This window comes from Galbibacter marinus (assembly GCF_000300875.1).
Lineage (GTDB): Bacteria > Bacteroidota > Bacteroidia > Flavobacteriales > Flavobacteriaceae > Galbibacter > Galbibacter marinus.
Genome location: NZ_AMSG01000015.1, coordinates 24,423 through 51,026 on the forward strand (window position 1 = coordinate 24,423; position 26,604 = coordinate 51,026).

Genomic DNA, 26,604 nt, shown 5'->3' on the forward strand with positions numbered 1-26,604 from the left:
TCCTTAAAATTCAACAATTCGGTTATTTATATTTTAATAAGGCTCGATAATGTCACAATTTTGAACCAAATCATAAATCAATCAAAAAATGATGCAGTTAATTTATTATCTCGTGTATTACTTGATTACAAGAATTCTAACCTTAAACCCTTTGGGTATTCACTTGCAGGAGCAAAGTTTGAAATCTTCAATCAGTACAATTGCTCCAGAGGGTATATGTCAAAGTTTTACTACTTTTATTGATAATAATTTGTTTTTAGGATGATACTTAATGTAATAAAAGATATTGTCAGAGGGTTTTTGGTAGGAATCGTTGTTTTTGTAATTATTACCATAATCTACTATGGCAATGAAGGACAGGTGTCTTTCAATGAGATTCTATGGTCAAGGTTGATCCTTAGCTTAATTTATACGATCGTTCTCTTTATAGCCAATGCAAGTTTCTTTAGGTGGATCCGAAGACAAAATAAATTTAAAATAAATCCAAATACATTATTCTTTATAACATCTTTAGGGGCTGTCCTGTTGAGTTACGCTTGTTTGGTTGTTTTAAATTTTGGGGTTCAATACTTTGTAAATGGAGCCACAATAAGAGAGTTCTTAATTCAGGATAGGATGGAATACTATGTAATACCCCTGGCTGTTAGTTTTCTAGTTGGTGTTGCATTTAGTGGATTTCATTTGTATCGATCTAAACAAGAATCTAAGTTTAAGCAACAGAAATTTATAGCAGGAGAAGCTACTGCTCAGTTTGATGCGCTAAAGAGTCAATTGGATCCTCATTTTTTATTCAATAGTTTAAATGTGCTCAACAGTTTAATTGAAGAAAACCCAGAGGCTGCTCAAAAGTTCACCACCTTACTCTCCAAGGTGTATCGTTATGTACTTGAACAAAAATCCAAAGAACTAGTCAGTGTGGAGGAGGAGCTAAACTTTGCCAAAACATATATGACCTTAGTTCGAATGCGATTTGAAAACAGCATCGTTTTTGAAATTGCTCAGGATATTAATTTTCAAGCTAAGGTGGTTCCGTGTTCTTTACAGTTGCTTCTTGAAAATGCAATTAAACACAATCAAATTACACAAGAATCACCTCTTGTTGTAAAAATTTTTCAAAAGGGGCAGTATTTAGTAGTAACGAATAATAATCAGCCTAAGGCGGTAATTAAACATAGCATTGGAGTAGGACTAGTGAATATTAAACAGCGTTATGCTTTATTAACAGCGAGAGATGTAGAGGTAGAGAAATCAGTGTCTAACTTTAGTGTTAAGCTACCGCTTTTAACCAAACGAGTCAAAATGGAACAAATTCAGGAAATTTATATTGATAAAAAGCGCTATGCAATCGCTAAAAAAAAGATAGAGGATCTCAAAGGATTCTATGGAAACCTTACCTCTTATATTTTTGTGATCCCATTTTTAGTTTGGGTGTACTATACTACATATACGGGCTTTCCATGGATTGTTTTCCCAGTTGTGGGATGGGGTATTGGATTGATCATGCATGGATTAGAGGTGTTCAATTATCATCCTTTTATAAGCAAAGATACCGATAGGGAGAAAGCCAAAAAATTAAAGGGCTTTTATGCTAACCTTACGGCATATCTTCTAGTGATTCCCTTCTTAGCTTGGATAAACCATATAACAAGTCCAGACTTTACATGGGTTATTTTTCCAATTATTGGTTGGGGAATTGGACTCGCTGTTCACGGTATGGAAGTTTATAATTATCATCCTTTCTTAGGCAAAGATTGGGAGGATAAAAAAATGAAAGAGTTCATGGATAAAGAAAACCAAAATAAATAATACGATGGAAATAGACGAAAAATATATCAAAGCAAAGGAGCGGGTTAAGGAGTTAAAAAAGTTTTACACTTCATTGGCTATTTTTATTGTAGTCAACTTATTCTTGTTGGTGTGTAATTATATGATCAATGGGTTAACCTATCCCTGGTTTTTGTGGATAACGGTATGGTGGGGTTTTGTAATAGTCGTTCAAGCCTTGAAGTTATTTGGGTTTAATTTGATTTTCTCCAAGGACTGGGAAGAGCGTAAGATTAAGGAATTTATGGAAAGAGAGGAAACCTACAAAAAGGAATCGGAACATAAATGGGAATAATCTCGTATTAAACTCCAACATTAATTAAAACCAACTAAAGGAATAGATAAATTTTATGAAAGTAGTAGTTATTGAGGACGAGGCAGCCTCAGCGCGTAGATTAGGCCGAATGTTAGGTAAACTAGGAGTGGAGGTCGATCAGTTACTTCACAATGTCAAGGAGTCTGTGGAATGGTTTGAAAATAACCAACATCCAGATCTGATTTTTTTAGATATTCAGCTCTCTGATGGCTTGTCCTTTGAAATTTTTGAGACCGTTCAGATTCATAGCATCATAATCATTACCACAGCCTATGATGAATATGCTCTTAAGGCCTTTAAACTCAATAGTATTGATTACTTGCTTAAACCGATAGATGAAGAAGAACTGGAAAATGCCGTAGCCAAATACCGCCATTTTAAACCAGATAAAGGCCAGGTCTCTTTAAACTTTGAAGAGGTGAAAAAACTGCTTATCAATCCCATTGATAGAGAGTATAAAAAGCGTTTTAGCGTAAATGTGGGACAACGCATCAAGCTCATTTCTATGGATGATATCGTGTGTTTTTACAGTCGAGATAAAGGAACCTATCTTCACACCTTAGAGAATCGAAGCTATCTAATGGATAGCACCATGGATGCGATCTATGAAGACCTACAACCAGATCTGTTTTTTCGAATTAGCCGAAGCTACATCATAAACATAAACCAAATTGGCGATATTCTCAATTACACCAATAACCGTCTTCGACTAAAGATGAATCATTTAGAAGATGGACAGGTTATTGTTAGCCGTCAAAGAGTAAAATCCTTTAAAGATTGGTTAGGTTAAAATTGAATAGCTGTTTTTAATTTAACAGTCACTTAAATGAACCCCTACAGCTAATCCTCCTTCTGAGGTTTCTTTGTATTTGGAGTTCATATCTTTAGCGGTCTCCCACATGGTGTTTACTACCATATCCAAAGGTACCTTCACATTCTTTGGATCGGTATCCAAAGCTAGTTCTGCTGCATTGATAGCCTTGATTGCTCCCATGGAGTTACGCTCGATACACGGTATTTGGACAAGACCTCCAATTGGATCACAGGTGAGTCCTAAGTGATGTTCCATAGCAATTTCAGCTGCAATTAATACTTGGTCTGGAGTTCCTCCAAGGAGTTCTGTCAAGGCACCTGCTGCCATTGCAGAGGACACTCCTATTTCTGCTTGACAACCACCCATAGCTGCTGAGATAGTGGCCCCTTTTTTAAAGATGCTCCCAATTTCTCCTGCCACCAATAAGAACTTTTTAATTTCTTCAAAACCTGCTTGGTGGTTTTCGATGACCATATAATACATCAAAACAGAAGGGATGACTCCAGCACTGCCATTGGTTGGTGCGGTTACAACCCTTCCCAAAGAGGCGTTTACTTCATTTACTGCAATGGCAAAACAGCTTACCCATTTTAGAATTTGCCTAAACTTTACTTCGGTTTTACGAATCACTTCAATCCACTGTGTAGGGGAATCGTATTTCAGATCTCCTTTTAATCGCTCGTGGATATCGAAGGCGCGTCTTCTTACATTGAGACCACCGGGTAGATTACCTTCAGTGTGGCAACCTAAATACATGCATTCAAGCATGGTGTCCCAAATACGTTTTAATTCGGTGTCGATTTCCTGAACACTTCGAAGTGAGAGTTCGTTTTTTAATACTATCTCAGAAATCGATTGTTGTTCTGTGTGGCAGAAGTGTAACAGTTCAGTACCCTTTTGAATAGGATAGGGAAACTGCTTTATAATGTCTAAGTTGTCCTTTGGATGATAGAGTTCTTCCTTAACTACAAATCCTCCACCTATAGAGTAGTAGGTTTGTTCATAGGTAGTGCCATCATCCAATGTGCCCGAAAAACGCATGCCATTGGCATGGAAAGGAAGAAAATCCCTGTGAAAAATCAGGTCTTTCTCAGGGGTAAAATCGATCTTTCTTTCGTTGTTAAAGTTCAGTTCTAAAGTCTCCTTTATTTTCTTTACAATAGGGTCTATATCTTCAATAGGTACATATTCAGGATCAGTCCCTGAAAGCCCAAGTAAAACTGCCAAATCAGTGGCATGACCTTTACCTGTTAAAGATAAGGAACCAAACATATGAACCTGAATGCTTGCCACCTTGTGGAATAATTTATCATTTTTTAATTCCTCTATCCACCGCTGTGCTGCTCGCCAGGGTCCTAAGGTGTGAGAACTAGATGGGCCAACGCCAATTTTTAGCATGTCAAAAATACTGATACACTCCATAGACGAAAACGTTAAAGTAGCCACAAAGATACATATACTTATACAAGGTAAAAGTTAATAGATCTAAAATATTTTCGTATAGGAATCCCCAGTGTTTTTGGTGCTTTAAAGCTTTTAAAGGACTATTGTAAAAACCAGGAGATTGTCACGTTTTTTTTATTTTATCGATATGTTTTCTAACTCTTATTTTGTTTTTGGGTAAATGTGGAAAATTCAGTATTAATTTTTGAGGATTTTTGGAATTCTTTACCCTTATTCTAAGAGCTCCTTAAAAGCTATATTTTTCAATTATTTCATAGCCCTAGTTGCGCAAAACATTTGTATTTTTGTTATCAAACTAGATTAATTATAGAAAATTAACTTTTATGAATTCATATGACGTAGCCGTAATCGGCTCTGGACCTGGCGGCTATGTAGCTGCAATACGCTGTGCTCAACTTGGAATGAAAACTGCCATTATTGAAAAGTACGATACTCTAGGTGGTACTTGTCTTAATGTAGGTTGCATCCCCTCAAAGGCACTTTTGGATTCTTCTCATCACTATGAGGAGGCTGTCAAAAATTTTGAAGCTCACGGTATTGAAATTCCTGGTGAAGTAAAGGTTAATATAGAAAAAATGATTTCTCGTAAACAAGGTGTTGTAGATCAGACCACCAAAGGGATTGAGTTTTTGATGGATAAGAATAAAATTGATGTCTATCACGGAGTTGGTAGCTTTAAGGATGCTACGCATATAAGTATTGATAAAGACGGAGAAATTCAAGAAATAGAAGCTAAACGAAGTCTTATTGCCACTGGTTCTAAGCCGTCGACCTTGCCGTTTATTAAATTGGATAAAGAGCGTATTATTACCTCTACGGAAGCTTTAAAACTAAAAGAAATTCCAAAACATCTTGTCATTATCGGTGGTGGCGTGATTGGGTTAGAACTAGGACAGGTGTACAACCGTCTTGGAGCACAGGTTAGTGTCATTGAATATATGGATCGAATTATTCCAACGATGGACGGTGGACTTTCTAAAGAGTTACAGCGTTCTTTGAAAAAAGGAGGAATGAAATTCTATACTTCACATAAAGTAAAAGAAGTCACCCGTAAAGCAGACAAAGTTTGCGTGAAAGCTGATGATAAAAAAGGAAAAGAAGTGAGCTTTGAAGGTGATTATTGTTTAGTTTCTGTAGGTCGAAGACCTTTCACAGAAGGACTAAACCTAGATAAAGCTGGTGTAAAGTTAAATGATAAAGGGCAAGTTGAAGTAAATGAACATCTTCAAACCAATGTTTCTAACATTTATGCAATTGGCGATGTTATTAAAGGAGCTATGCTTGCTCATAAAGCTGAGGAAGAAGGGGTTTTTGTTGCTGAAACTTTAGCTGGACAAAAGCCACATATTAATTACAATCTTATTCCTGGGGTCGTCTATACATGGCCAGAAGTTGCTGCAGTGGGAAAAACAGAAGAGCAATTAAAGGAAGAAGGGGTGAGTTATAAAACGGGACAATTCCCGATGCGCGCATTAGGGAGAGCTCGTGCAAGCATGGATATTGATGGTTTTGTTAAGGTCTTGGCTGATGAGAAAACCGATGAGGTTCTTGGGATCCATATGATCGGAGCAAGAACAGCTGATTTAATTGCTGAAGCAGTTACCGCTATGGAATACAGGGCAAGTGCAGAAGATATCTCAAGAATGAGCCATGCACACCCAACTTATGCAGAAGCAGTTAAAGAAGCGGCACTTGCAGCTACTGATAATAGAGCCTTACATGTATAAAGTGATAGTGGGTTAGTTTATTTATAAGCTAACTACTAGTTACGAAAATGGAATAAATAAGCACTTTTAAAGTGTTACAAAAAAGAGGAGGGGTTGGATTCTTTTAGTAAGGTCACCCCTTTTTTTTGGAGTTTAAACGCCCTTCAAAATCTTGAAGGGGTGAAGAAACAGAAGGTAATAACCTCCTGTGGAAGAATTTTTTAGGTAAGTGTTACATCCGCTCAAAGGAAATCCATTTGGTTTTGGATCCAGAGATCCTGTGAATTAGCAAAAATGATACCTTCTAAAAAATTTCAATAGTAAAGCAGGCGTTGAAGGTTTCTCCTCCAGCAAGTGTTAAAATCCCTTCCTTTTGCTTAAAATCACCATTGGTATCTGCGTGATCTGTAATACCCAACCACGGTTCAATACATACAAAATTGCCATCTGTTTTTGCCCATACACCAAGGTAATTAAAATCCTCAAATGATACACTCAATACTTCTCCTTTAATCTTATGTGCTAAACTAACTTTGCGAGATTTTAAATCTTTAAAAATTAATGCATCATCTTTAAATAATGAATGCTGCAATTCGATAGTGTCCTGATTATTAAAAAAAGGAAGAGTCTCACCGTTTTGCAACCCATTCTCATCGATCAAATGACGGTCACTGTTTTCGTTGTATTGAAATTTTAAAACGTAATCGTTGTAATTCTCTTCTGGAGTTAAAGGGCATTTAAATGCTGGGTGACCACCTAATGAAAACAACATCTCTTGGTTAGACGTGTGATTTTTAACTTGGTGATGAACCTCCAAGCTTTTTTTCTTTAAAGAGAAGGTGATAATGAACTCGAATTGAAAAGGGTAGTTTTTAAGTGTTTCATCACTATAAATGTATTGAAGCTGTAAGGTGCTTTTGGAATGCTTAAGTACCTTCAGGTTTTTATTATTTCGGATAAACCCATGTTTAGGGACACCGTATAGCACCCCATCATAAGTATAAGTGCCGTTTTTTAAAGCACCGATAATAGGAAAAAGCACAGGTGCATGACTTCCCCAAATATTTGGATCTGCTTGCCAGATATATTCCTTTGAATGGTTGTCCTTTATACTGGAGATCTCGGCTCCAGTATCCTGAATAACTACTGTTAAATACTCATTTTGTATGGTATATTCACCTGCTTTTGACATGGAAAAGTATCTATAGAAAATTGAATTGTAAAAGTAAACCTTTGAAGGATCAATGTGAAAAAAGTTAATTATATTTAACAATAATAACAAAATTAATTAGCTTATAATTCATGAAAAAACTCATTGCTTTTGCAGGAAGTAATTCAAGCACTTCAATAAACTATGAACTTGTTAAATATACAGTCTCCTTAATAGATGATTACGATATTCAACTTTTAAATATGGCTAAGGTGGAGTTCCCGATTTTTAGTGAAGATTTGGAAAGAGAGGAAGGATATAATGAGTCCTTGGTTGAACTAAAAGATGATATCGTCCAGGCCGATGGGGTCATCATAGGTGTTAATGAACACAATGGTAATCCTTCGGCGTATTTTAAAAACTTAATCGACTGGTTGTCTAGAGTTGATTGCAAATTTTTAATTAATAAACCTATTTTCCTTCTAGGTACTTCCACTGGGGCTAGGGGAGCGAAGGGCTCTATTGAGGTTACGGAAAAATTACTACCACGATTTGGAGCACTCGTTGAAGACAAATTTTCCTTACCGAATTTTAAAGAGAATTTTTCGATCAAAAAAGGAGTGATCACTAATGATGAACTAACAGAACAACACAAAGTAGTTTTACAAGCATTCCTAAATAGAGTATAGTGAACGACTACCCACACGCTAAAGACATGATGGGCTTCGGGCTTCATCGAGTGGTGCTACCGAAGTAGTCTTATTTGAACGCTCCACCTTTGTAAACGACCGTCCCAGCCGATGTATTTTTAATCCTTCATTCAGGATATTGATCCTTGCGTTATGATCACGGTCTAAAACGTGTCCGTTTTTACAAGTCCATTGCCTTGTTGAAAGATTCAAATGCTCATTTATCCAACCGCAGACGCTACACGTTTTTGAGCTGGGGTAGAACCTATCCACCTTTACAAGTTCCCTTTCAATCTCACAGATCGTACGTAGGCTCAAATAACAATCTCCTTACTTCATTTGCCAAAAGCATTCCGTTTCTTTGTCGAAACAGTTTTGGCGCAAGCGTACTTTCTGTTCAGAAGGTTAATTCGTTTTTTCTATTGGTGAAGCATCACCTGAAACAATACGTCAATACATCCTCTCCCAAGGGTAGTGTGTTCCTTACATCCCATCCACGCTAAAGCGATCAATGGATTTTACGCTCTGATTTATAAAATAACTGATGTAACCATAAAAAAACAAGACACCCTAATAATAGAGTGCCTTGTTTTTTTAGGTCATTATGGATATGGCAATTAACCTTAAAGAATTTGATCCATTTTAGCTTTGATCTCATCTAAGCATAGGTTCCCTAAGCTTCCCTTATGGGTATGTTTTATGTCTTTCTTTGGTTGATAGTCACCCTTTTCAATATCCTGACCCATTTGTTTATAAGCATCTCTAAATGGGATACCTTTTAACACCAGATCATTTAAGGTATCAACACTAAATAAATAGTCATACTTTTTATCCTCTAGGATACTTTGATTTACAATGATGTTTGTAATTGAAAAACTCATCATTTCCAAACAGGATTTAAGCTCTTGAATCGCTGGGACAATTATTTCTTTGGTGAGTTGGAGATCCCTGTGGTAGCCACTTGGTAGGTTAGTGGTAAGCATTGATAATTGATTTGGGACCGCTTGAATTTTATTACATTTCCCACGGATGAGTTCAAAAACATCAGGATTCTTTTTGTGAGGCATGATGCTCGACCCTGTGGTAAGCTCGTTAGGGAAGGAGATGAATTCAAAATTCTGACTCATATAGAGACAAATATCCATTGCGAATTTCGATAGCGTGCTGGCAACACTACTCAATGCGAAGGCGGTAGACTTCTCTGATTTTCCTCGACTCATTTGCGCTGCCACTACATTATATTTAAGAGCATTAAAATCCAACTCAGCGGTGGTGAAATCTCGATCTATAGGAAAAGAACTACCGTAACCAGCCGCGCTTCCTAGTGGATTTTGGTCAACAGTTCTATAAGCTGCTTCTACAAAATACAAATCGTCGATTAAGCTCTCAGCATAGGCCGAGAACCACAATCCAAAAGAAGAAGGCATCGCGATTTGCAAATGTGTATAACCTGGCAGTAATACATCCTTATACTTTTCTGCTAATAGGATTAGATGATCAAACAATTCTTTAGTGCTTTGCCTTATTTGTGCAAGTTCATTTTTTAGGTAAAGGTTTACCGCTACTAAAACCTGATCGTTTCTAGACCGTGCTGTATGTATTCGTTTACCAGTATCACCCAGTTTTTCAGTTAACAAAAACTCTATTTTGGAATGCACATCTTCGAAACTGTCCTCAATAGTAAAATTTCCATTTTGAATTTCTTCGCCTATAGCATCTAAGGTAGCTGTTAACTCATCGGCTTCTTTTGGAGAAATCATTCCGATTTTAGCGAGCATTTTAGCATGTGCCTTGGATGCCAATACATCATATTTGGCAATTACCAGATCCAGTTCTCTATCTGAACCAACGGTAAATACATCTATTTTTTTATCTGTAGAAAAGCCTTTATCCCAAAGTTTCATATCCTTATTTATTTTTTGAATTCTAACGCCGTAAAATTAGCGGTTGTTGTGTTATTTTTTTATGATATGGCATTTTTTTATCATCATCCGTTACTCCAATACTTTTGTGAGTAGCTCAATGTACAATTCTACCCCTTGTTCAATTTCTTTAACGTAGATGAATTCATTGGCTGAATGTGAACGTGTAGAGTCACCTGGACCTAATTTTAATGAAGGACAATATAAGTTGGCCTGATCGGAAAGGGTAGGTGAACCGTATGTTGATCTACCCAAGGAAATTCCAGCTTGAACTAATGGGTGATCTTCAGGGATGGCAGATGAATTTAAACTAAGTGATCTGGGTGTCAACTCACATGGCGCTTCTCTCTTTAAGGTGTCGAATATTTCTTGGTTACTGTATTTATCATTCACTCTAACGTCAATAACCATTCGAACATCAGCGGGCACAACATTGTGCTGATTTCCAGCCTCAATTTGAGTGATTGTTAGCTTTACAGGACCTAAAACATTCGATACTTTTTCAAATTTGTAATCCTTAAACCACTGCAAAACGTCAATGGTTTTATATATAGCATTATCATCATTTGGATGGGCAGCATGACTTGGTGTTCCTTTAACCACGGCATCGAAAACGACTAATCCTTTTTCTGCTATAGCTAGGTTCATAAGTGTGGGTTCTCCTACAATAGCTACATCGATATGGGGTAAATCCTTTAAAACTGATTTAAGCCCATTGGGCCCTGAGCTTTCTTCTTCGGCAGAGGCTACAAGAACCAGATTGTATTTTAAATCGGTCTTTTTATAGAAGTAGGTGAAGGTGGCTATTAGTGACACTAAACAACCTCCAGCATCATTGCTTCCTAATCCAAATAGTTTTCCATCCTCAATATGTGCATCAAATGGATCTTTCGTATAGGCGCTATTAGGCTTTACTGTATCATGATGTGAATTCAGAAGCATCAATGGCTTATGGGATTGAAAATCATCATTAAAAGCCCAAATATTATTACCTTGTCGTTTAAATGGGATTTGATAGCGGTTAAACCACTCGGTAATTAAAAGAGCGGTTTTGTCTTCCTCTGATGAAAAGGATTGAGTTCTTATAAGTGATTTTAAAAGGGCAATAGCCTCTTTTTTTAGGGATTCTATGGTCATCATACTTTAGTTTAATTCGTTTAAGTGCAGGGTTGTTTTTACTTCCGTTGGATTTGCTAACATATCAATACTTCCCACATAAACATGGTGCACCTTGTTCTCCAGAGCATGAAAACAATTGTGTAGTTTAGGAAGCATTCCATCAGCGATGATCCCTTGAGCAATCAAATTGTTATAGGAGGAGCGATCAATATCTCTAATTACCGAATTCTCATCGCTAACACTCCTTAGAACTCCTTTTTTTTCAAAACAGTAGTATAAGGAAACCTCATATTCATCAGAGAGTGCGATGGCAATCTCGGAGGCGATGGTGTCGGCATTGGTATTGAGTAATTGTCCTTTTCCATCATGGGTAATGGCACAGCAAACTGGTGTTATTTGAGCTTTAAGCAGTGTGATAAAGCTCTGAGTGTTTACCTTACTGATATCTCCTACAAATCCAAAATCATGTTCTTTTACAAGGCGCTTGACCGATTGAATACTATTTAAATCAGCTCCTGATAGACTTATGGCATTACATTCTTTGGCCTGTAGTTTTGAAACAATGGTTTTACCCACCAGTCCACCATATACCATGGTTATAATTTCAAGCGTTTCTGCATCGGTAACCCTTCTGCCTTGAATCATTTTAGTTTTAATATCAAGTTTTTGTGCCAACTGTGTTGCGAGCTTACCGCCACCGTGAACTAAAATTTTCAAGCCTTTAAGCTGTGCGAAATTATCCAAGGCTTTCTCTAAACAAGCTTCGTCCTCAATGAGATTACCACCTATCTTAACTACAGATACTTTCATTTTTATCAAATTACATTATATGTTCTCAAGAATTTCTTTTAAAACAGCTTGAGCGGCATAGGTTCTATTATTGGCTTGTTGTATCACTAATGATAGGTCACTATCTAAAACCTCATCGGCTACAATAACATTTCGGCGAACGGGTAGACAGTGCATAAATTTAGCATTGTTTAATTTCTTTAAATTGATCATCCATTCCTGGTCTTTAGACAATACTTTTCCGTATTCAGCGTAACTGCTCCAATTTTTGGCGTAAACAAAATCAGCTTTTTCTAAGGCTTCATCCTGATTGTAAATAATAGGCGTGTTCTTAGTGATTTCTGAGTTGAGTTCATAACCTTTAGGATGGGTTATACAAAAGTCAACATCCATCATCTGCATTACTTTAGCAAATGAATTTGGAACCGCATGAGGTAAGGCCTTTGGATGAGGAGCCCAGCTTAGGACGACTTTTGGTTTTTTTACAAGGCTATGTTCTGCAATTGTAATGGCATCGGTCAGTGCTTGTAGCGGGTGAGCAGTGGCACTTTCCATATTTACCACTGGAACACTAGCATACTTTTGGAAACTTTTAAGAATCGTTTCTTTTTGATCTTGTTCCTTATCAGTTAAGGTAGGAAATGCTCTTAATCCAATTATATCAACGTATTGTGAGATTACAGCAGCAGCTTCTTTGATATGTTCAGCTTTAGTACTATGCATGATACTTCCATTTTCAAATTCTAATTTCCAACTGTCGGTATTAAGGTCCAAGGTCATTACGTTCATTCCGAGATTCTGTGCCGCTTTTTGTGTGCTTAATCTAGTTCTAAGGCTGGAGTTAAAAAACAATAATCCTATAGTTTTGTTCCGGCCTAGTTCCTGATGGTTAAAAGGATTGTTTTTTAGCGTTATACCATTCTTGATAAGGCTATCTAAATCTTTGATATCTTCTAAGTCTAAATATTGTTTCATGGGCTGAACGTTTTTCGTATCCTCACATATGATCTTATAATGCAATTAATACTATGTATGTTGTTTGTTATTAATATGTTACTGTTTTTTCTATTTTAGTAAATATACTTGATCCATTGACTGCTCTAACAATAAAATCGTCCTCCAATCCATTGAGGATCCAAGTTTCAATATTTGCACTATTGGCAATTTTAACCGCCTCTACTTTCGATAACATCCCCCCCGTACCATGAGACGATTTCCCATCTGCAACTTCATTTAGGAGTTGTTCCACACTATTGACAGATGTAATTGTTTTTGGTTGATTTTGCTCAATGGAATTTCGAGTGTAAATACCGTTGGTATTCGTAGCAATTACTAATAGATCCGCTTTGAGTAAAACAGCTGACATAGCTGCTAGTTTATCGTTATCCCCAAATTGTATTTCATCTGTGGCTACCGTATCGTTCTCATTGATGATCGGTATATAATCATTTTCACACAAGATATTTATTGTATTTACAATATTCTCACGCGTGGATTCACTTTTAAAATCAGAATAGGACAACAGGCATTGTGAAACATAAAGTCCTAACTCCCGAAAGTTCTCCTGGTAAATGCGCATCAGATGCAATTGACCTATAGAGGCAAGTGCTTGTTTAACGTTAATTTCTTTACCATTACCCTCGAGCTGCACAAATTGTTTTGCAGCTGCAATAGCACCTGAGCTCACAATGATAAATTCATATTCATCCTTAAGCGAGGCGACCTGGTTGGCAATATCCTCAATTTTCCCTCGGGAAATATGGTTGGTTTCTTTGGTTAGGGTATTGGACCCTATTTTAAGAACAATTCTTTTTTTGGTCTTTGCATTCATTTAATTTCTCAGATGATATCATTTGGACTAAAAGCGCCCAAAATGTCTACTTATCGCATTGTTTTCGTTACTTAGAAAGACATTTTGGGCACTGATACTCCTTTATAATTGTCTTACCATTTATTCAATTTTAGTAAATGGTGTTTTCTGATTGATCGAATTTATAATAAAATTATCTTTCAATCCGTTGACAATCCAGGTTTCTATATTGGCCTTATTGGCAATCTCTAAAGCGACTACTTTTGAACTCATGCCTCCAGTACCATGACTTGACTTATCATTATCTACAACTTCCTTTTTAAGTTCGGAAAAATTCTGAACCTCTGTAATGGTTTCTGGATGACCATTTTTAAAGGATTTAGCCGTGTAAATACCATAGGTGTTGGTGGCAATTATTAGAAGATCTACCTCTAATAATGCTGCTGTTAAGGCAGCGAGTTTATCATTATCACCGAACTGAATCTCGTCGGTGGCTACAGTATCATTTTCATTGATAATAGGAATGTACCCATTATCTACAAGAATATTAATGGTGTTCACAATGTTTTTCTTGGATTCTTCTTTTTCAAAATCTGAATACGAAAGAAGGCATTGTGAGGCCAAGAGCCCTAACTCCCTGAAATTCTCTTGAAAGATTCGAATAAGGTGGGGTTGACCGATGGAGGTTAAAGCTTGTTTTACGTTAATTTCTTCGCTATATGTGCTTTCCAAGTTTACAAATTGCTTTGCCACTACCTTTGCTCCGGAGCTGACAATTACAAATTCATAATCATCTTGTAAAGCCGCGATTTGTCGACCTATATCTTCAATTTTACCTCTTGAGATTTGATCGGATTCTTTTGTAAGCGTATTGGAACCTATTTTTAATAGAATTCTTTTCTTCTTCTTTTTTGGCTTACTCATTTTTTTGTGTTTATGTGTTTCTCTATATGTATTTCGAAGTATTCGAAATAGGGATTTTAAAATTTTATTAATTATACTTTAATTATCGAATCTGTCCATCGCCGTGGATGTACCATTTGTTGGTTACTAAATGTTCTAATCCAATAGGACCACGTTGATGTAATTTATCTGTGCTAATGGCAAGCTCACCACCAAGGCCTAATTGACCGCCATCGGTAAATCGAGTAGATGCATTGTGATATACAGCTGCTGTGTCTACTGAGGTCATAAATTGATCAGCAATTTGCTGATCTTTAGTTATGATGGAGGAGGAGTGCCCACCAGAATATTTGTTTATTTTAGAAATAGCTTGCTCTACTGAGTCAACCATTCCAATTACAATTTTATAATCTAAAAACTCTTCGTACCAAATGTCCTGATCGGTGATGGTTTTAACTCCATCAAATGAGCTTAGCTCTTGATCTACATGAACCTCTACGTTTGACTCTGAGAGTCGGTGTAAAAGCTTTTTTATAAATTCTTTATAGTTGGGTAAGTTTTTGTCAATTAAAACTTTATCCAAAGCATTACATGCTGAGATCTTTGCTGTTTTAGCATTGATAATAACCTTTAATGCAAGGTCGAGATCGGCATCCTTGTGAACATAAACAAAATTATTTCCTCTTCCGCTGACAATCACTGGACAGCTTGCGTTTTTCTTGACAAACTCAATTAAGCGTTCGCCTCCGCGAGGAACAATAAGATCGATAGGTTGTGTCGGATTTTCCAAAAATGCCTGGGTTTGTTTTCTGTCAAATTTTAAATACTCTACCCATTGTTCTGTGATACCGTGCTGTTTTAGAGCGCGATCCCATAGTTCAACAATTTTCAGATTTGAATTAATTGATTCTTTTCCACCTTTTAAGACAATCTTATTTCCAGATTTAAAAGCAATTCCAGCAGCTTCTACGGTGACATCAGGACGCGATTCATAGATAATCATTACAGTCCCGAAAGGCGCTGTTTTGTTATAAACATGCATGCCGTTCTCATGCTGAAAATGGAAACGTTCTTTCCCAAGAGGATCTTCTTTGTCTGTAAGTTCCTTGAGAGAAGTGATCATCACCTGTATTTTCTCATTGTCAACTTTCAAACGATCCTCCATTGCTAGATCCCCACCATCATAAGCATCTAAATCTTTCTGATTTTCTTTTATTATAGCCTCCTTTTCCTCACGGATCAATTCGGCCATAGTGGTTAATACATTGTTTCGTTCTGTAATTGTTAATACTTTATTCATTTTGTTTTTGATTTTTTAAAACATCATTTAGCGCAGTAAAAAACTGATCTATGTGATGTTCTTTAATCGTTAACGGCGGTAAAATTCTTAATAAGTTCTTATTTGCCGAGCCGCCAGTAAATATGTGTTTCTCGTAAATAAGTGCTTTTCTTATGTCTGATACAGGTTGTTCAAACTCCATTCCAAGCATGAGTCCTCGTCCTTTAATTTTCTGTAAAGTATTGATTTCCTTTGCTTTTTCCTTGAAATATGCTTCGATTTTTGCCGTATTTTCTATAAGATTTTCCTTTTCCATAACCTCTAGTACCGCAAGGCCAGCAGTGCATGCGAGATGATTACCTCCAAAGGTAGTCCCGAGCATTCCGTGTTTAGCCTTAAATTTGGGATGAATTAAAACACCACCCATGGGAAATCCATTCCCCATACCTTTAGCGACTGTAATTATGTCAGGTTCAATGTTGTGATTTTGAAAGGCGAAGAATTTACCACTCCTACCGTATCCCGATTGAATTTCATCCAAAATAAGGACAACCTTGTGCTTTTTGCACAATTGAGCAGCTCCTTGTAAAAATTCGGTAGTTGGCTCGTCCAACCCTCCAACGCCTTGGATGGGTTCAATTATAACCGCACAAACGTCACCGAACGCTAATTCATAATCTAAAGAGTGAAGTTGGTTTAAAGGAAGGAAAGTGGTGACGCTGTGCTGGTTATTAATAGGCGCATTGATTGCCCTATTATCCGTTGCAGCAACTGCTGCTGATGTTCTTCCATGAAATGCATTTTTAAAAGCAATTACCCGTGATTTACCAGTATGAAATGAGGCTAACTTAAGTGCATTCTCATTGGCTTCTGCCCCTGAATTGCAAAGAAATAAATCGTAATCTTCACAATTAGAAAGTCTTCCTAACCTTTCCGCCAGTTCCACTTGAAGTGGGTTTTGAACAGCATTGGAGTAAAAGCCAACTTTATTGATTTGCTCGGTCAAGCGTTCTACGTATGTAGGGTGTGCATGACCAATAGATATCACGGCGTGACCCCCGTAGAGATCTAAATATTCTACACCGTTATTATCGTAAACAAATACATCGTTTGCTCGCTGAGGAGTAACGTCGTATAAAGGATAAACATCGAACAGTTTCATTTATTGTGTACAGAGTTTATAATTTTGATATTTTAACGGAATTCTATAGAAATCCAACAAAATACCCTAGTTAATGTTATTTATTCGTTGGTAGGCTGCCATGACACCTTTGATTACAGCGGAACTAAGTCCATTGTGTTCCATGGCGTTTAAGCCTTCAATAGTACAACCTTGTGGTGTGGTTACATTATCAACCTCTACCTCAGCATGAGTTCCATCTTCAATAAGTGCGGCTGCTCCTATGGCAACTTGTGCTGAAATTTCTTGCGCCTCGTGAGGGTGAAACCCCATTTGAACGCCTCCTTGTGTTAACGCTCTTAAAAAGCGCAAGAAGAATGCGGTACTACTGGCGCCTAAAACTGTGGCCGCTTGCATTAAGTGTTCCTCGATAATCATTGTCTTTCCGATAGTGCCAAACATCTTTTCAACAAATGCTACATCTTCATGCTCATTATCTAATGAGGTGATAAAAGACATAGATTGTTGTTTAATGGCTGCCGTATTAGGCATAGCTCTTATGACCTTGTTTTCAGGAACAATTTTATTTATTTCATCGATGGATACACCAGTAACAGTGGAGATTAATACTTGATCTGGATTTAGTTGATCTTTAATCTCATCCAAAACCAGTTTTAGCACCCTAGGCTGAATGCAAAGGATAATCCACTTGGCGTCTTTGACGGCATTGTTGTTATCTGGAGTCACAGAGACACCAGAAGAATTTTTAATAAATTCTAAATTTTCGTTTGATTTGTCGGCTACTAAAATGTTCTTTGGATCAAATAACGCACTGGAGGCTAATCCAGCAATTATAGATTTCCCTAGGTTTCCTGATCCAATGACGGTAACTTTCATGTGTTTTGTTTTTAGTTTTTAGAAATAACTTCCTTTTAAATTTAGTCCGTCACTTTCTGTAAAACCAAAGAGTAAATTCATATTTTGTACGGCCTGACCAGAAGCACCCTTGATTAAATTGTCAACGATACTAGTGATAAGCAATACGTCATTATGCCTGTGAAGGTGAATAAAACAATGATTGGTGTTAATAACCTGCTTTAAGTGGACTTCTTTGGTCGAAACATGTGTGAACGGTTCCATAACATAATAATCTTGGAACAAATTCCAAGTTTCTTCCAAACCTTTTTCAAATTTCATGTAGGATGTTACAAAAATTCCTTTAGCAAAATCACCACGTTGAGGTAATAAAAAGATGTCTGGTTGGTTGTTTTGGAGACTCACAATACTTTGATTGATCTCTCCTAAATGTTGGTGTGTAAATGGTTTGTACCAGGATAAATTATCATTTCTCCAACTAAAGTGTGTAGTTGGAGATGGAACTACACCAGCGCCGGTACTTCCCGTTGTAGCATTAATGTGAATCGATTCTTTTAAGAGCCCTTCTTTTGCCAAAGGCAAAAGTCCAAGCTGTATTGCAGTTGCAAAACAACCAGGGTTGGCAATGTGTTGTGCGTTTTTAATGGTTTGCTTCTGCAATTCTGGAAGTCCATATTCGAAGGTTCTTCCACCATACGACTTATCAGGAGTTAACCTAAAGTCATTACTTAAGTCAATAATTTTGGTTTTGGCGGAAAATTCATGGACGTCTAAGAATTTTTTAGAATTCCCATGCCCTAGACATAGAAATAATACATCTACATCCGAATTTATACCCCCTACAAACTTAAGGTCACAACTCCCAAGTAAATCTTCATGCGAATGCGCAATTAGTTGATCCGCTTTGGTTGTGCTGTATACAAAATCAATCTCAACTTCAGGGTGGTTCAAGAGGAGTCGAATTAATTCGCCTCCTGTATAACCTGAACCTCCTATTATACCTGCTTTAATCATTTTTCTGGATTGTTTACGGATTGATGGATTTTAACGGCATTAGAGCTGAGTTTTATAAAGCCTTTGGCTTGTTCGGCTGTCCAACCTTTATTCATCTCACCATAACTACCGAATTTAGCATTCATTAAATCGTGCTCTGATTGAATTCCTTCTATTAGAAAACGGTATGGGTGAAGGCTTACATAAACATCACCTGTGACATTCTTCTGAGTGTCGCTTAAGAAGGTTTCAATATTTCTCATCACTTCATCTAGGTAATTACCCTCGTGTAATAACATTCCGTACCAATTGGAAAGGTATTCTTTGTGTTGTTGCTGCCACTTGGTTAGCACATGCTTTTCAAGGGTATGATGGGCCTTGATAATGATAAGTGGTGCAGCTGCTTCAAAACCAACTCTTCCTTTAATACCAATAATAGTATCTCCCACGTGGATATCACGTCCAATAGCGAATTGTGAAGCAATGGCATTGAGTTTTTCTATAAGGGCTACAGGAGTGTCAGACTTTCCATCGATAGCTGTTAATTCTCCTTTAGTAAAACTTAGCTTTAGGCGTTGTGTTCCCATATTAGTCAATTGACTTGGATAAGCCTCATTTGGTAGTGGCAAGTGAGAAGTAAGGGTTTCATCTCCACCTACACTTGTTCCCCAAAGTCCCTTGTTAACTGAGTATTTAGCCTTTTCCCATGACATGTGAATGCCTTTACTTTTTAAATAATCAATCTCTTGTTGTCTTGAGAGTTGTTGATCACGTATAGGGGTAATTATTTCAATTTCTGGGGCTAGAATTTGAAAGATCATATCGAATCTCACTTGATCATTTCCGGCTCCAGTACTACCATGTGCGATGTAATTAGCACCGTTTTCTTTTGCGTAATTTACAATTTCAATAGCCTGTACAATCCGTTCAGCACTTACCGAAAGAGGGTAGGTGTTGTTTTTAAGAACGTTTCCAAAAATAAGGTATTTAACGACCTTGTTGTAAAAATTATCTACCGCATCTATGGACACATAATTTTTAGCACCTAATGTAAGGGCTTTTTGTTTAATTTCTGCAATTTCTTCTTTAGAAAAACCTCCAGTGTTAACACTAACGGCATGTACTTCATATCCTTGTTCAGAAAGAGATTTTGCGCAATAGGAAGTGTCTAGTCCTCCACTGTAAGCTAATACTAATTTTTTCATTTTTTGAATATTTTATCTAGTTTGTCCTTTGGTAGATGTAAGGATTCTTTTATGCTTTTTAATCGTTTAAAAACCTTTGAGTTATTGTTGTGTTTGAGTTGTGCTTTGTTGTTTTTCTGCTTTTCAATTGGATCGTACAACATCCCTGTGCACAAGCACATTTTCCCTTCATTACGCATTAATATGTCGTAATTTCTACAGGTTTTACAACCATTCCAAAAACTTGGGTCATCTGTAAGCTCAGAAAAAGTTACAGGTTCATAACCCAAATCATAATTAATTTTCATTACTGCGAGCCCCGTAGTAATTCCGAAAATTTTAGCCTCCGGAAACTTTTCTCTACTGTGTTGAAATACCTTCTTTTTGATTTCAGTGGCTAAACCTTGGCCTCTAAAATCAGGATGGACGATGAGCCCAGAATTCGCCACAAATTTTCCATGCCCCCAAGTTTCTATATAGCAAAATCCAGCGAATTTTTTGCCTTCAATGGCAATTACCGCATTCCCATTCTGAATTTTGGTGGTAATATATTCAGGAGTTCGCTTTGCGATACCAGTCCCTCTTTGCTTAGCAGACTCTTCAATGGTATCACATATCTCCTGTGCATAATGAATATGCTTATCGTTTGCAATTAGTATTTGCATTCAATTACCTGTTTAAAAATTAATGAAAATATAAAAATGGTTTCTTTGAAGGGGAGTTGGACACACCTAACTCCAATAATATGATCGCACCCTTACGGGCGACGACGGCGAGGAAAACGAACTTGGCGAACAGGTACCAAAGCAAATAACGACGTTGTGCTTAACGACGCTTTTGAAAAGGTTTTATATTTTTGTTGTTCTGTTTGCATTGTGCAATTAATTCGTGTTGTATTAATTCTACAGTGCAATATTAGGAATTATTATTAAATTAAAATGTGTAATCTTTGTTAAATTTGTAACATACTAATATAAAGCCTAACCACAATATGCGTAGAACTGTTAAACAATTCAATATTTCAAATGTTGAGCTGTTTAAAACCCAGCTTTTAAAATGGTCGAATCAATTTCAAGAGGTTGTCTGGTTGGATAGCAACCAGCACAAAAATGCTAATAGTCAATATGAGGCCATACTTGCCTTAGATGCCCTTACCAGTATTAAGACCGATTACACTGCAGCTTTTAGTGATCTCAAAGAATATCAGATAGCCACAAAAGATTGGATATTTGGTTACTTGACATATGATTTGAAGAATGCAGTTGAGGATTTGAGTTCCAAAAACTTTGATGGTTTAGCTTTGCCTGACCTTTATTTTTTCCAACCTAAGAAATTATTTGTAATCAACGGTTCGGTGGTAGAATTCCATTATTTGGCCATGGTAGATGATGAGCTGGAACAAGATTATAAGGAAATTCAAGCTATAGAAGCTTTAGAGAAATTAGAAAGTGAAACAGCCTCTCTTAAAATAAGTCTTCGAATGCAGAAGGATTCGTACTTTGAACACTTTCAAAAGATTATTGATCATATACATAGAGGTGATATATACGAGGTGAATTTCTGTCAGGAATTTTATGCTGAAGATTCTAGTATAGATCCATTAAAAACCTTTTCGAACCTCAATAACATATCTAAAGCTCCCTTTGCTTGTTATTTTAAATATGACCAGTACCACTTGCTATGTGCATCTCCAGAACGATTTATGCAACGTCGGGGTAATATTGTTATTTCACAACCCATCAAAGGAACCTCCAAAAGATCTAAAGATAAGGTAGAGGATGCCAAGCTACTTGAACATTTGAAAAACGATCCCAAAGAGCGTTCAGAAAATGTTATGATTGTGGATCTTGTGCGGAATGATCTTTCTAAAATTGCGGAAAAAGGTAGTGTGGAAGTAGAAGAATTGTGTAAAGTTTACAGTTTTTTACAAGTACATCAGATGGTTTCCACAATATCAGCACAAGTGCCAACGCAAACCAACTCAGTGGATGCGATTAAAAGTATTTTTCCTATGGGAAGTATGACAGGTGCGCCCAAGTATACTGCTATGAAAATTATTGAGCAGCAAGAAACATTTAAAAGAGGTTTGTACAGTGGGGCTGTCGGCTATTTTGATCCTCTAGGAAACTTTGATTTTAATGTGATCATTCGAAGTATTATATATAATTCTAAAAAAAGATATGTATCTTTCTCAGTCGGGAGTGCTATTACAGCAAAATCAATCCCAGAAAACGAGTATGAGGAATGTCTCATAAAGGCAAAGGCCATGAGGGATGTTCTGGAAAATTAAATGATCCAAATTTTATGAAACCTACCTTATTATTTTTAGCCATGTCGCTTTGTTTTTCTACCTGGGGACAAAACAATCCTGTTTTTCCAGGTTGGTATGCCGATCCAGAAGGAGTTGTTTTTGATGATGCGTATTGGATTTATCCAACCTTTTCCGCCGCTTACGAAGATCAGGTCTTTCTAGACGCTTTTTCTTCTAAAGATTTGGTGAATTGGACTAAGCATCCAAGAGTTTTGGATACTTCAGCGGTAAAATGGGCACATCGTGCGGTGTGGGCTCCTGCCATTGTTAAAAAAGACCAGAAGTACTATTTATTCTTTGGAGCCAATGATATTCAAAGTGATCAAGAAGAAGGAGGGATAGGAGTAGCCGTAGCTGATAAGCCAACTGGACCTTTTAAAGATTTAATTGGTAAACCTCTTGTGGGTAAATTTCATAATGGTGCACAACCAATAGACCAGTTCGTGTTTAAAGATAAAGATGGTCAATATTATTTGATCTATGGAGGATGGGGGCATTGTAATATAGCTAAACTCAAGGACGATTTTACAGGATTTATACCCTTTGAGGATGGGAGTGTATTTAAAGAAATCACTCCTGAGGGATATGTAGAAGGCCCTTTTATGTTCATCAAAGATGGTAAGTATTATTTTATGTGGTCAGAAGGAGGATGGACGGGTCCAGATTATAGTGTGGCTTATGCCATCGCAGATTCACCCATGGGCCCCTTTACACGAATTGATAAGATTCTCGAGCAACAACCGGAAATTGCTACGGGTGCGGGTCACCACTCAGTGATTCAATATCCAGATTCCAATCAGTACTATATTGTGTATCATCGTAGGCCTAAAGCAGAAACTGCAAGAGATTCTAGAGAGACTTGTATTGAAGTGATGGAGTTTGATGATAATGGATTCATTAAACCAGTTACTATTACAACAGAAGGGGTAAAAGCACACCCTTTGAGAAAATAATTTAGAATTCTTTAGGGAATTTGCAGATGGTTTACGATTTTAGAGACAGTGAACCACCTCTTTATTTTGTGATATGGAATATCAAGGATACCATTTTTATTGTCATAATAGACGACTTTTCGGCCAGTATTGGTATAGCGAAAAACCAAAGGCAGCTATTGTCTTAGTACATGGTATGGGTGAACATAGTGGTCGTTATTCAGGATCATTAATCCCTGAATTAGTGGATGCTGGATTTGCCGTCTTTGGGTACGATCTTTTCGGACACGGACATAGCGAAGGAAAAAGGGGATGCTGCCCTAATTTTAAGGCAGTTTTAAATAGTATTGAGGCAGTATGTGAGAAAAAAAAGGAAATATTTCCGGAGTTGGATTTGTTTCTATATGGGCACAGTCTTGGAGGGAATTTAGTATTGAATTACGCCATGAACCGAGATATAAATTGTAAAGGTTTGATAGTTTCAAGTCCCTATTTAGAATTGGCTTTCGACCCGCCTACTTGGAAACTATACTTAGGTAAATTATGTCATTATGTCTATCCTAAAATAACTTTACCAAGTGGCATAGACCCTAAATACATTTCACGAGTGGAAGAAGAAGTAGAAAAGTATAAAGACGATCCTCTGGTGCATAATATGGTTAGTCCACTGTATACGTTTCCAGTTATGGAAAGCGGACAATGGATTATGCAAAACCCGGATAAACTCTCTATAAAAACTTTGTTGTTTCATGGGACGGGAGATTATATCACGAGTCACTGGGCAAGTAAAGCTTTTTCAAAGCAATCTCCTCTAATTGACCTTAAACTATATAAGGGCGGTTACCATGAGCTGCATAACGATCTTCAAAAAGAGGACTTGTTTAAAACGGTGATCGAGTGGTTGAATGAACAATTAGGAGTAAATCAAGTAAATGATATAAGTATTACGCAATAATGAAGTTAGACCTAAGTCCAGACTGGAAGTCTCATTTAAAGGAAGAATTTAAGAAAACGTATTTTAAAGAGTTACTTGATTTTATAGCCTTGGAATACCAAAATAGCATCTGTTATCCTCCTTTGGATTCCATATTTGCTGCATTTGAACATTGTAGCTTTGATCAGTGTAAGGTCGTAATTATAGGCCAAGATCCTTATCATGGGCCAAATCAGGCTAATGGGTTATGTTTTTCAGTTGCTGAAGGGACCTCACACCCTCCTTCGCTTATAAATATTTTTAAAGAATTGGCCTCGGATGTAGATAAAACTTATCCTTTGAGTGGGAATCTGGAACATTGGGCAAAACAAGGAGTTCTTTTACTTAATGCAACATTGACTGTACGAGAATCGAAGGCTGGGAGCCATCAAAAAATGGGCTGGGAGACCTTTACGGATCAGGTGATCAAAACTATATCCAAAGATAAGTCGGATGTTGTCTTTATGCTTTGGGGTGGTTATGCCAAAGAAAAAGTAAAACTTATAGACACCAAAAAGCATCATGTATTAGTCTCTGGACATCCTTCACCATTAAGTGCGAATAGAGGGTATTGGTTTGGAAATAAGCACTTTAGTCGATGTAATGAAATTTTAACTTCTTTACAATTAGACCCTATATATTGGTGACTACATCCTCATATGGGAGCACTTGGTCTATGATGTTTAACTCCAAGAGTTGTTGTTGAACATTTTTAATCATCATTGGGGTAATGTTTTCCTGACTCCAACGGGTAATTGACAACCATTCTTGCACATCTTCTGCTTTTAGCCCATACCGATTTGATAACATTCTATCAATACTCGGGATATCCTTAAAATCCGAAGTATAAATATTGATAACCTCTAAAATATGTTTGATGAGATTTGAATGTTTTTTAATTGCCGCATCGCTAGCTGCAATTACAAAACATGGCCAAGGAGTAGGACAGTCTGATATTCTTCTGAAGATACCTTGATCAACCAGTGGTTTTGTCATAAAATGCTCCCACATGAAATAATCTGCCGAACCATTACCAAGGGCAGTTACGGCACCGTTTATGTCATTGACCACCTCAAAGCTTAGATCTTTAGTGTCCCAACCCTGTTCATTTGCGTTGATATAAGCCATCAGATGGCTTCCACTTCCATATCTTGATATGGCTGCTTTAGTTCCTTTTACATCTTCAAGGGTCTTGAAACTGGAATGGGCATCCACATGAATACCCCAATACAGAGGGGAATCCACAAATTTTTGGATGATTTTAACTTGATTTCCAGCCGCGATATCCTTTACAATACCTTCGGTAAGTATTACTGCGATATCAGTTTCATCATCACGTAGTAGCTGACACATCTTGCCAGTTCCCTCTGGAACATCACTCCACTGTAATTCAATTCCTCTATCCTCGAAGGCACCATCGTCGATTGCCAAATGCCAGGGGAGGTTAAAATGTTCTGGAACTCCAGAAATTCGTATCTTTTTCATGTTTCTTATTCAAAAAGTGTCTGAAATTAAAAATAGAAAATTTATCAAAGTAAGATGGTAATGATGGCATTAAATTTTAGAAATTTTATCCAAAGCAAATACAATGAGTTTTTTCATGGCTAATTTAGGATCTTTGGAAACAGTTCCATTAGCTCTATTGGCTACAACACTGTTTAGCGATATGGCTTTATGTCCTAGTAATTTTGACATTCCATAGATTGCTGAGGTTTCCATTTCCAAATTGGTGATTTTTTGATTTTTATAATCGAATGTCGAGAGACTATTAATTAGCTCGGGATTTTTTAATGGCAAGCGCAACACTCTAGATTGAGGTCCATAAAAACCAACATTTGTAGCAGTGATACCTAGGTGTAAATTAACATCTTTAAATATTTTCAATAAATCATTGTCCCCTGCTATAACATAGGGTGTAGGGTGGGTGGGTGGCCAAGGTATTTGATTGGTGAAAGCCGTTTGGTAGTCAGATTCTTGAATAGTTTCACTTTGATAGTAGTGCAATAAACCATCTAAGCCTACGGCATATTTGCTTGCAAGGATACTATCGACCTTCAATTCCTTTTGAATAGCCCCAGTGGTACCGATTCGCACAATTTTTAATGATGTATGTTTCGGCTTTTCACCACGCGTTTTAAAATCAATATTAACCAGTGCATCCAGCTCGTTGAGAACAATATCAATATTATCGGTACCAATTCCAGTTGATATAACACTTAGACGCTGCGAATTGTACCATCCAGTGTGGGTGATAAACTCACGCTTTCCTTTTTTAATTTCAACAACCTCGAAATGTTTCGAAACCTCAGCGACACGATCAGGATCACCAACGGTAATTACCGTTGAAGCAAGATCTTCTGGAAATAAATTTAAGTGATATATACTGCCATCCTCATTGAGGATTAGCTCAGATGCATCTATGCTAGTCAT

Annotated in this window: 26 protein-coding genes; 9 read left to right on the forward strand and 17 right to left on the reverse strand. The window is 37.0% G+C overall.

Annotated features, from left to right (window positions below; all coding sequences use genetic code 11):
• The first annotated feature begins 261 nt into the window (after positions 1 to 261).
• From I215_RS10680 to I215_RS10690, 3 genes are read left to right on the forward strand one after another with little or no spacing between them, the layout of a single operon-like run.
• On the forward strand, positions 262 to 1,806 hold the full coding sequence (locus I215_RS10680; protein WP_008991974.1) for a 2TM domain-containing protein: 1,545 nt from the start codon (positions 262 to 264) through the stop codon (positions 1,804 to 1,806).
• 4 nt (positions 1,807 to 1,810) lie between these two features.
• Entirely contained in the window at positions 1,811 to 2,119 is a 309-nt protein-coding gene (locus I215_RS10685; RefSeq protein WP_008991975.1) for a 2TM domain-containing protein, read from the forward strand.
• A 55-nt stretch (positions 2,120 to 2,174) separates the two neighbouring features.
• Positions 2,175 to 2,930: a LytR/AlgR family response regulator transcription factor gene (locus tag I215_RS10690; RefSeq protein WP_008991976.1), complete on the forward strand. Its 756-nt coding sequence runs from the start codon at positions 2,175 to 2,177 to the stop codon at positions 2,928 to 2,930.
• Between the two features lie 21 nt (positions 2,931 to 2,951).
• On the opposite strand, the gene I215_RS10695 is transcribed toward I215_RS10690, so the two are convergent.
• A complete protein-coding gene (locus I215_RS10695; protein ID WP_008991977.1) occupies positions 2,952 to 4,376 on the reverse strand; it encodes an L-serine ammonia-lyase in 1,425 nt (474 codons plus the stop codon).
• A gap of 365 nt (positions 4,377 to 4,741) precedes the next feature.
• Here I215_RS10695 and lpdA point away from each other — a divergent pair, with 365 nt between their 5' ends.
• On the forward strand, positions 4,742 to 6,145 hold the full coding sequence (gene lpdA, locus I215_RS10700; protein WP_008991978.1) for a dihydrolipoyl dehydrogenase: 1,404 nt from the start codon (positions 4,742 to 4,744) through the stop codon (positions 6,143 to 6,145).
• 283 nt (positions 6,146 to 6,428) lie between these two features.
• Here the strand turns inward: lpdA and I215_RS10705 are convergent, their stop codons facing one another.
• Positions 6,429 to 7,316, reverse strand: a complete 888-nt coding sequence (locus I215_RS10705) for an aldose 1-epimerase family protein (RefSeq protein WP_008991979.1) — start codon at positions 7,314 to 7,316, stop codon at positions 6,429 to 6,431.
• Between the two features lie 110 nt (positions 7,317 to 7,426).
• Between I215_RS10705 and I215_RS10710 the strand changes: the two genes are divergently transcribed.
• Positions 7,427 to 7,963 carry an NADPH-dependent FMN reductase gene (locus I215_RS10710; RefSeq protein ID WP_008991980.1) on the forward strand — a complete coding sequence of 179 codons (537 nt, stop codon included), beginning with the start codon at positions 7,427 to 7,429 and terminating at the stop codon, positions 7,961 to 7,963.
• 18 nt (positions 7,964 to 7,981) lie between these two features.
• On the opposite strand, the gene I215_RS16670 is transcribed toward I215_RS10710, so the two are convergent.
• The 13 genes from I215_RS16670 to I215_RS10770 all read right to left on the reverse strand — a co-directional run bounded on the left by I215_RS16670 (position 7,982) and on the right by I215_RS10770 (position 20,623).
• Positions 7,982 to 8,281 carry a zinc ribbon domain-containing protein gene (locus tag I215_RS16670; RefSeq protein WP_008991981.1) on the reverse strand — a complete coding sequence of 100 codons (300 nt, stop codon included), beginning with the start codon at positions 8,279 to 8,281 and terminating at the stop codon, positions 7,982 to 7,984.
• Positions 8,282 to 8,586: 305 nt separating this feature from the next.
• Complete coding sequence (gene argH / locus I215_RS10715; RefSeq protein WP_008991982.1) at positions 8,587 to 9,867, reverse strand: argininosuccinate lyase; 1,281 nt, start codon at positions 9,865 to 9,867, stop codon at positions 8,587 to 8,589.
• A gap of 90 nt (positions 9,868 to 9,957) precedes the next feature.
• Complete coding sequence (locus I215_RS10720) at positions 9,958 to 11,022, reverse strand: M20 family metallo-hydrolase (RefSeq protein ID WP_008991983.1); 1,065 nt, start codon at positions 11,020 to 11,022, stop codon at positions 9,958 to 9,960.
• Positions 11,023 to 11,028: 6 nt separating this feature from the next.
• Positions 11,029 to 11,814 carry an acetylglutamate kinase gene (argB, locus tag I215_RS10725; protein WP_008991984.1) on the reverse strand — a complete coding sequence of 262 codons (786 nt, stop codon included), beginning with the start codon at positions 11,812 to 11,814 and terminating at the stop codon, positions 11,029 to 11,031.
• A gap of 15 nt (positions 11,815 to 11,829) precedes the next feature.
• Positions 11,830 to 12,768 (reverse strand): N-acetylornithine carbamoyltransferase, encoded by a 939-nt coding sequence (locus tag I215_RS10730; RefSeq protein ID WP_008991985.1) that lies wholly within the window; start codon positions 12,766 to 12,768, stop codon positions 11,830 to 11,832.
• A 70-nt stretch (positions 12,769 to 12,838) separates the two neighbouring features.
• Complete coding sequence (proB, locus tag I215_RS10735; RefSeq protein WP_008991986.1) at positions 12,839 to 13,624, reverse strand: glutamate 5-kinase; 786 nt, start codon at positions 13,622 to 13,624, stop codon at positions 12,839 to 12,841.
• 120 nt (positions 13,625 to 13,744) lie between these two features.
• The gene (gene proB / locus I215_RS10740) at positions 13,745 to 14,527 is read right to left on the reverse strand and encodes a glutamate 5-kinase (protein ID WP_008991987.1); all 783 of its coding nucleotides are present in this window, start codon (positions 14,525 to 14,527) and stop codon (positions 13,745 to 13,747) included.
• Positions 14,528 to 14,609: 82 nt separating this feature from the next.
• A complete protein-coding gene (locus tag I215_RS10745; protein ID WP_008991988.1) occupies positions 14,610 to 15,806 on the reverse strand; it encodes a glutamate-5-semialdehyde dehydrogenase in 1,197 nt (398 codons plus the stop codon).
• Entirely contained in the window at positions 15,799 to 16,947 is a 1,149-nt protein-coding gene (locus tag I215_RS10750) for an aspartate aminotransferase family protein (RefSeq protein ID WP_008991989.1), read from the reverse strand. Before I215_RS10750 ends, I215_RS10745 begins: the two co-directional genes overlap by 8 nt.
• A 66-nt stretch (positions 16,948 to 17,013) precedes the next feature.
• The gene (gene proC / locus I215_RS10755) at positions 17,014 to 17,802 is read right to left on the reverse strand and encodes a pyrroline-5-carboxylate reductase (RefSeq protein ID WP_008991990.1); all 789 of its coding nucleotides are present in this window, start codon (positions 17,800 to 17,802) and stop codon (positions 17,014 to 17,016) included.
• Between the two features lie 18 nt (positions 17,803 to 17,820).
• Positions 17,821 to 18,795 (reverse strand): N-acetyl-gamma-glutamyl-phosphate reductase, encoded by a 975-nt coding sequence (argC, locus tag I215_RS10760; RefSeq protein WP_008991991.1) that lies wholly within the window; start codon positions 18,793 to 18,795, stop codon positions 17,821 to 17,823.
• Positions 18,792 to 19,979, reverse strand: coding sequence for an argininosuccinate synthase (gene argG / locus I215_RS10765; protein ID WP_008991992.1), 1,188 nt, complete (start codon positions 19,977 to 19,979; stop codon positions 18,792 to 18,794). The genes argC and argG overlap by 4 nt, the downstream gene beginning before the upstream one ends.
• Positions 19,976 to 20,623 (reverse strand): GNAT family N-acetyltransferase, encoded by a 648-nt coding sequence (locus I215_RS10770; protein WP_008991993.1) that lies wholly within the window; start codon positions 20,621 to 20,623, stop codon positions 19,976 to 19,978. The genes argG and I215_RS10770 overlap by 4 nt, the downstream gene beginning before the upstream one ends.
• A gap of 326 nt (positions 20,624 to 20,949) precedes the next feature.
• On the opposite strand from I215_RS10770, the gene I215_RS10775 reads away from it, so the two are divergent.
• The 4 genes from I215_RS10775 to I215_RS10790 all read left to right on the forward strand — a co-directional run bounded on the left by I215_RS10775 (position 20,950) and on the right by I215_RS10790 (position 24,821).
• Entirely contained in the window at positions 20,950 to 22,248 is a 1,299-nt protein-coding gene (locus I215_RS10775) for an anthranilate synthase component I family protein (RefSeq protein WP_008991994.1), read from the forward strand.
• A gap of 14 nt (positions 22,249 to 22,262) precedes the next feature.
• Positions 22,263 to 23,222 carry a glycoside hydrolase family 43 protein gene (locus I215_RS10780; protein WP_008991995.1) on the forward strand — a complete coding sequence of 320 codons (960 nt, stop codon included), beginning with the start codon at positions 22,263 to 22,265 and terminating at the stop codon, positions 23,220 to 23,222.
• Between the two features lie 73 nt (positions 23,223 to 23,295).
• Complete coding sequence (locus I215_RS10785; RefSeq protein ID WP_008991996.1) at positions 23,296 to 24,156, forward strand: alpha/beta hydrolase; 861 nt, start codon at positions 23,296 to 23,298, stop codon at positions 24,154 to 24,156.
• Positions 24,156 to 24,821, forward strand: a complete 666-nt coding sequence (locus I215_RS10790; RefSeq protein WP_008991997.1) for a uracil-DNA glycosylase — start codon at positions 24,156 to 24,158, stop codon at positions 24,819 to 24,821. The genes I215_RS10785 and I215_RS10790 overlap by 1 nt, the downstream gene beginning before the upstream one ends.
• On the opposite strand, the gene I215_RS10795 is transcribed toward I215_RS10790, so the two are convergent.
• Positions 24,808 to 25,659, reverse strand: coding sequence for a substrate-binding domain-containing protein (locus tag I215_RS10795; protein ID WP_008991998.1), 852 nt, complete (start codon positions 25,657 to 25,659; stop codon positions 24,808 to 24,810). The genes I215_RS10790 and I215_RS10795 overlap by 14 nt on opposite strands.
• Before the next feature lie 69 nt (positions 25,660 to 25,728).
• On the reverse strand, positions 25,729 to 26,604 hold the full coding sequence (locus I215_RS10800) for a nucleoside phosphorylase (RefSeq protein WP_008991999.1): 876 nt from the start codon (positions 26,602 to 26,604) through the stop codon (positions 25,729 to 25,731).

Bases quoted from the DNA above. Each gene is read 5' to 3' on its own strand.
- I215_RS10680 (WP_008991974.1), top strand. From the start codon at position 262: ATGATACTTAATGTAATAAAAGATATTGTCAGAGGGTTTTTGGTAGGA.
- I215_RS10685 (WP_008991975.1), top strand. From the start codon at position 1,811: ATGGAAATAGACGAAAAATATATCAAAGCAAAGGAGCGGGTTAAGGAG.
- I215_RS10690 (WP_008991976.1), top strand. From the start codon at position 2,175: ATGAAAGTAGTAGTTATTGAGGACGAGGCAGCCTCAGCGCGTAGATTA.
- I215_RS10695 (WP_008991977.1), bottom strand. From the start codon at position 4,376: ATGGAGTGTATCAGTATTTTTGACATGCTAAAAATTGGCGTTGGCCCA.
- lpdA (WP_008991978.1), top strand. From the start codon at position 4,742: ATGAATTCATATGACGTAGCCGTAATCGGCTCTGGACCTGGCGGCTAT.
- I215_RS10705 (WP_008991979.1), bottom strand. From the start codon at position 7,316: ATGTCAAAAGCAGGTGAATATACCATACAAAATGAGTATTTAACAGTA.
- I215_RS10710 (WP_008991980.1), top strand. From the start codon at position 7,427: ATGAAAAAACTCATTGCTTTTGCAGGAAGTAATTCAAGCACTTCAATA.
- argH (WP_008991982.1), bottom strand. From the start codon at position 9,867: ATGAAACTTTGGGATAAAGGCTTTTCTACAGATAAAAAAATAGATGTA.
- I215_RS10720 (WP_008991983.1), bottom strand. From the start codon at position 11,022: ATGACCATAGAATCCCTAAAAAAAGAGGCTATTGCCCTTTTAAAATCA.
- argB (WP_008991984.1), bottom strand. From the start codon at position 11,814: ATGAAAGTATCTGTAGTTAAGATAGGTGGTAATCTCATTGAGGACGAA.
- I215_RS10730 (WP_008991985.1), bottom strand. From the start codon at position 12,768: ATGAAACAATATTTAGACTTAGAAGATATCAAAGATTTAGATAGCCTT.
- proB (WP_008991986.1), bottom strand. From the start codon at position 13,624: ATGAATGCAAAGACCAAAAAAAGAATTGTTCTTAAAATAGGGTCCAAT.
- proB (WP_008991987.1), bottom strand. From the start codon at position 14,527: ATGAGTAAGCCAAAAAAGAAGAAGAAAAGAATTCTATTAAAAATAGGT.
- I215_RS10745 (WP_008991988.1), bottom strand. From the start codon at position 15,806: ATGAATAAAGTATTAACAATTACAGAACGAAACAATGTATTAACCACT.
- I215_RS10750 (WP_008991989.1), bottom strand. From the start codon at position 16,947: ATGAAACTGTTCGATGTTTATCCTTTATACGACGTTACTCCTCAGCGA.
- proC (WP_008991990.1), bottom strand. From the start codon at position 17,802: ATGAAAGTTACCGTCATTGGATCAGGAAACCTAGGGAAATCTATAATT.
- argC (WP_008991991.1), bottom strand. From the start codon at position 18,795: ATGATTAAAGCAGGTATAATAGGAGGTTCAGGTTATACAGGAGGCGAA.
- argG (WP_008991992.1), bottom strand. From the start codon at position 19,979: ATGAAAAAATTAGTATTAGCTTACAGTGGAGGACTAGACACTTCCTAT.
- I215_RS10770 (WP_008991993.1), bottom strand. From the start codon at position 20,623: ATGCAAATACTAATTGCAAACGATAAGCATATTCATTATGCACAGGAG.
- I215_RS10775 (WP_008991994.1), top strand. From the start codon at position 20,950: ATGCGTAGAACTGTTAAACAATTCAATATTTCAAATGTTGAGCTGTTT.
- I215_RS10780 (WP_008991995.1), top strand. From the start codon at position 22,263: ATGAAACCTACCTTATTATTTTTAGCCATGTCGCTTTGTTTTTCTACC.
- I215_RS10785 (WP_008991996.1), top strand. From the start codon at position 23,296: ATGGAATATCAAGGATACCATTTTTATTGTCATAATAGACGACTTTTC.
- I215_RS10790 (WP_008991997.1), top strand. From the start codon at position 24,156: ATGAAGTTAGACCTAAGTCCAGACTGGAAGTCTCATTTAAAGGAAGAA.
- I215_RS10795 (WP_008991998.1), bottom strand. From the start codon at position 25,659: ATGAAAAAGATACGAATTTCTGGAGTTCCAGAACATTTTAACCTCCCC.
- I215_RS10800 (WP_008991999.1), bottom strand. From the start codon at position 26,604: ATGACTAGCATAGATGCATCTGAGCTAATCCTCAATGAGGATGGCAGT.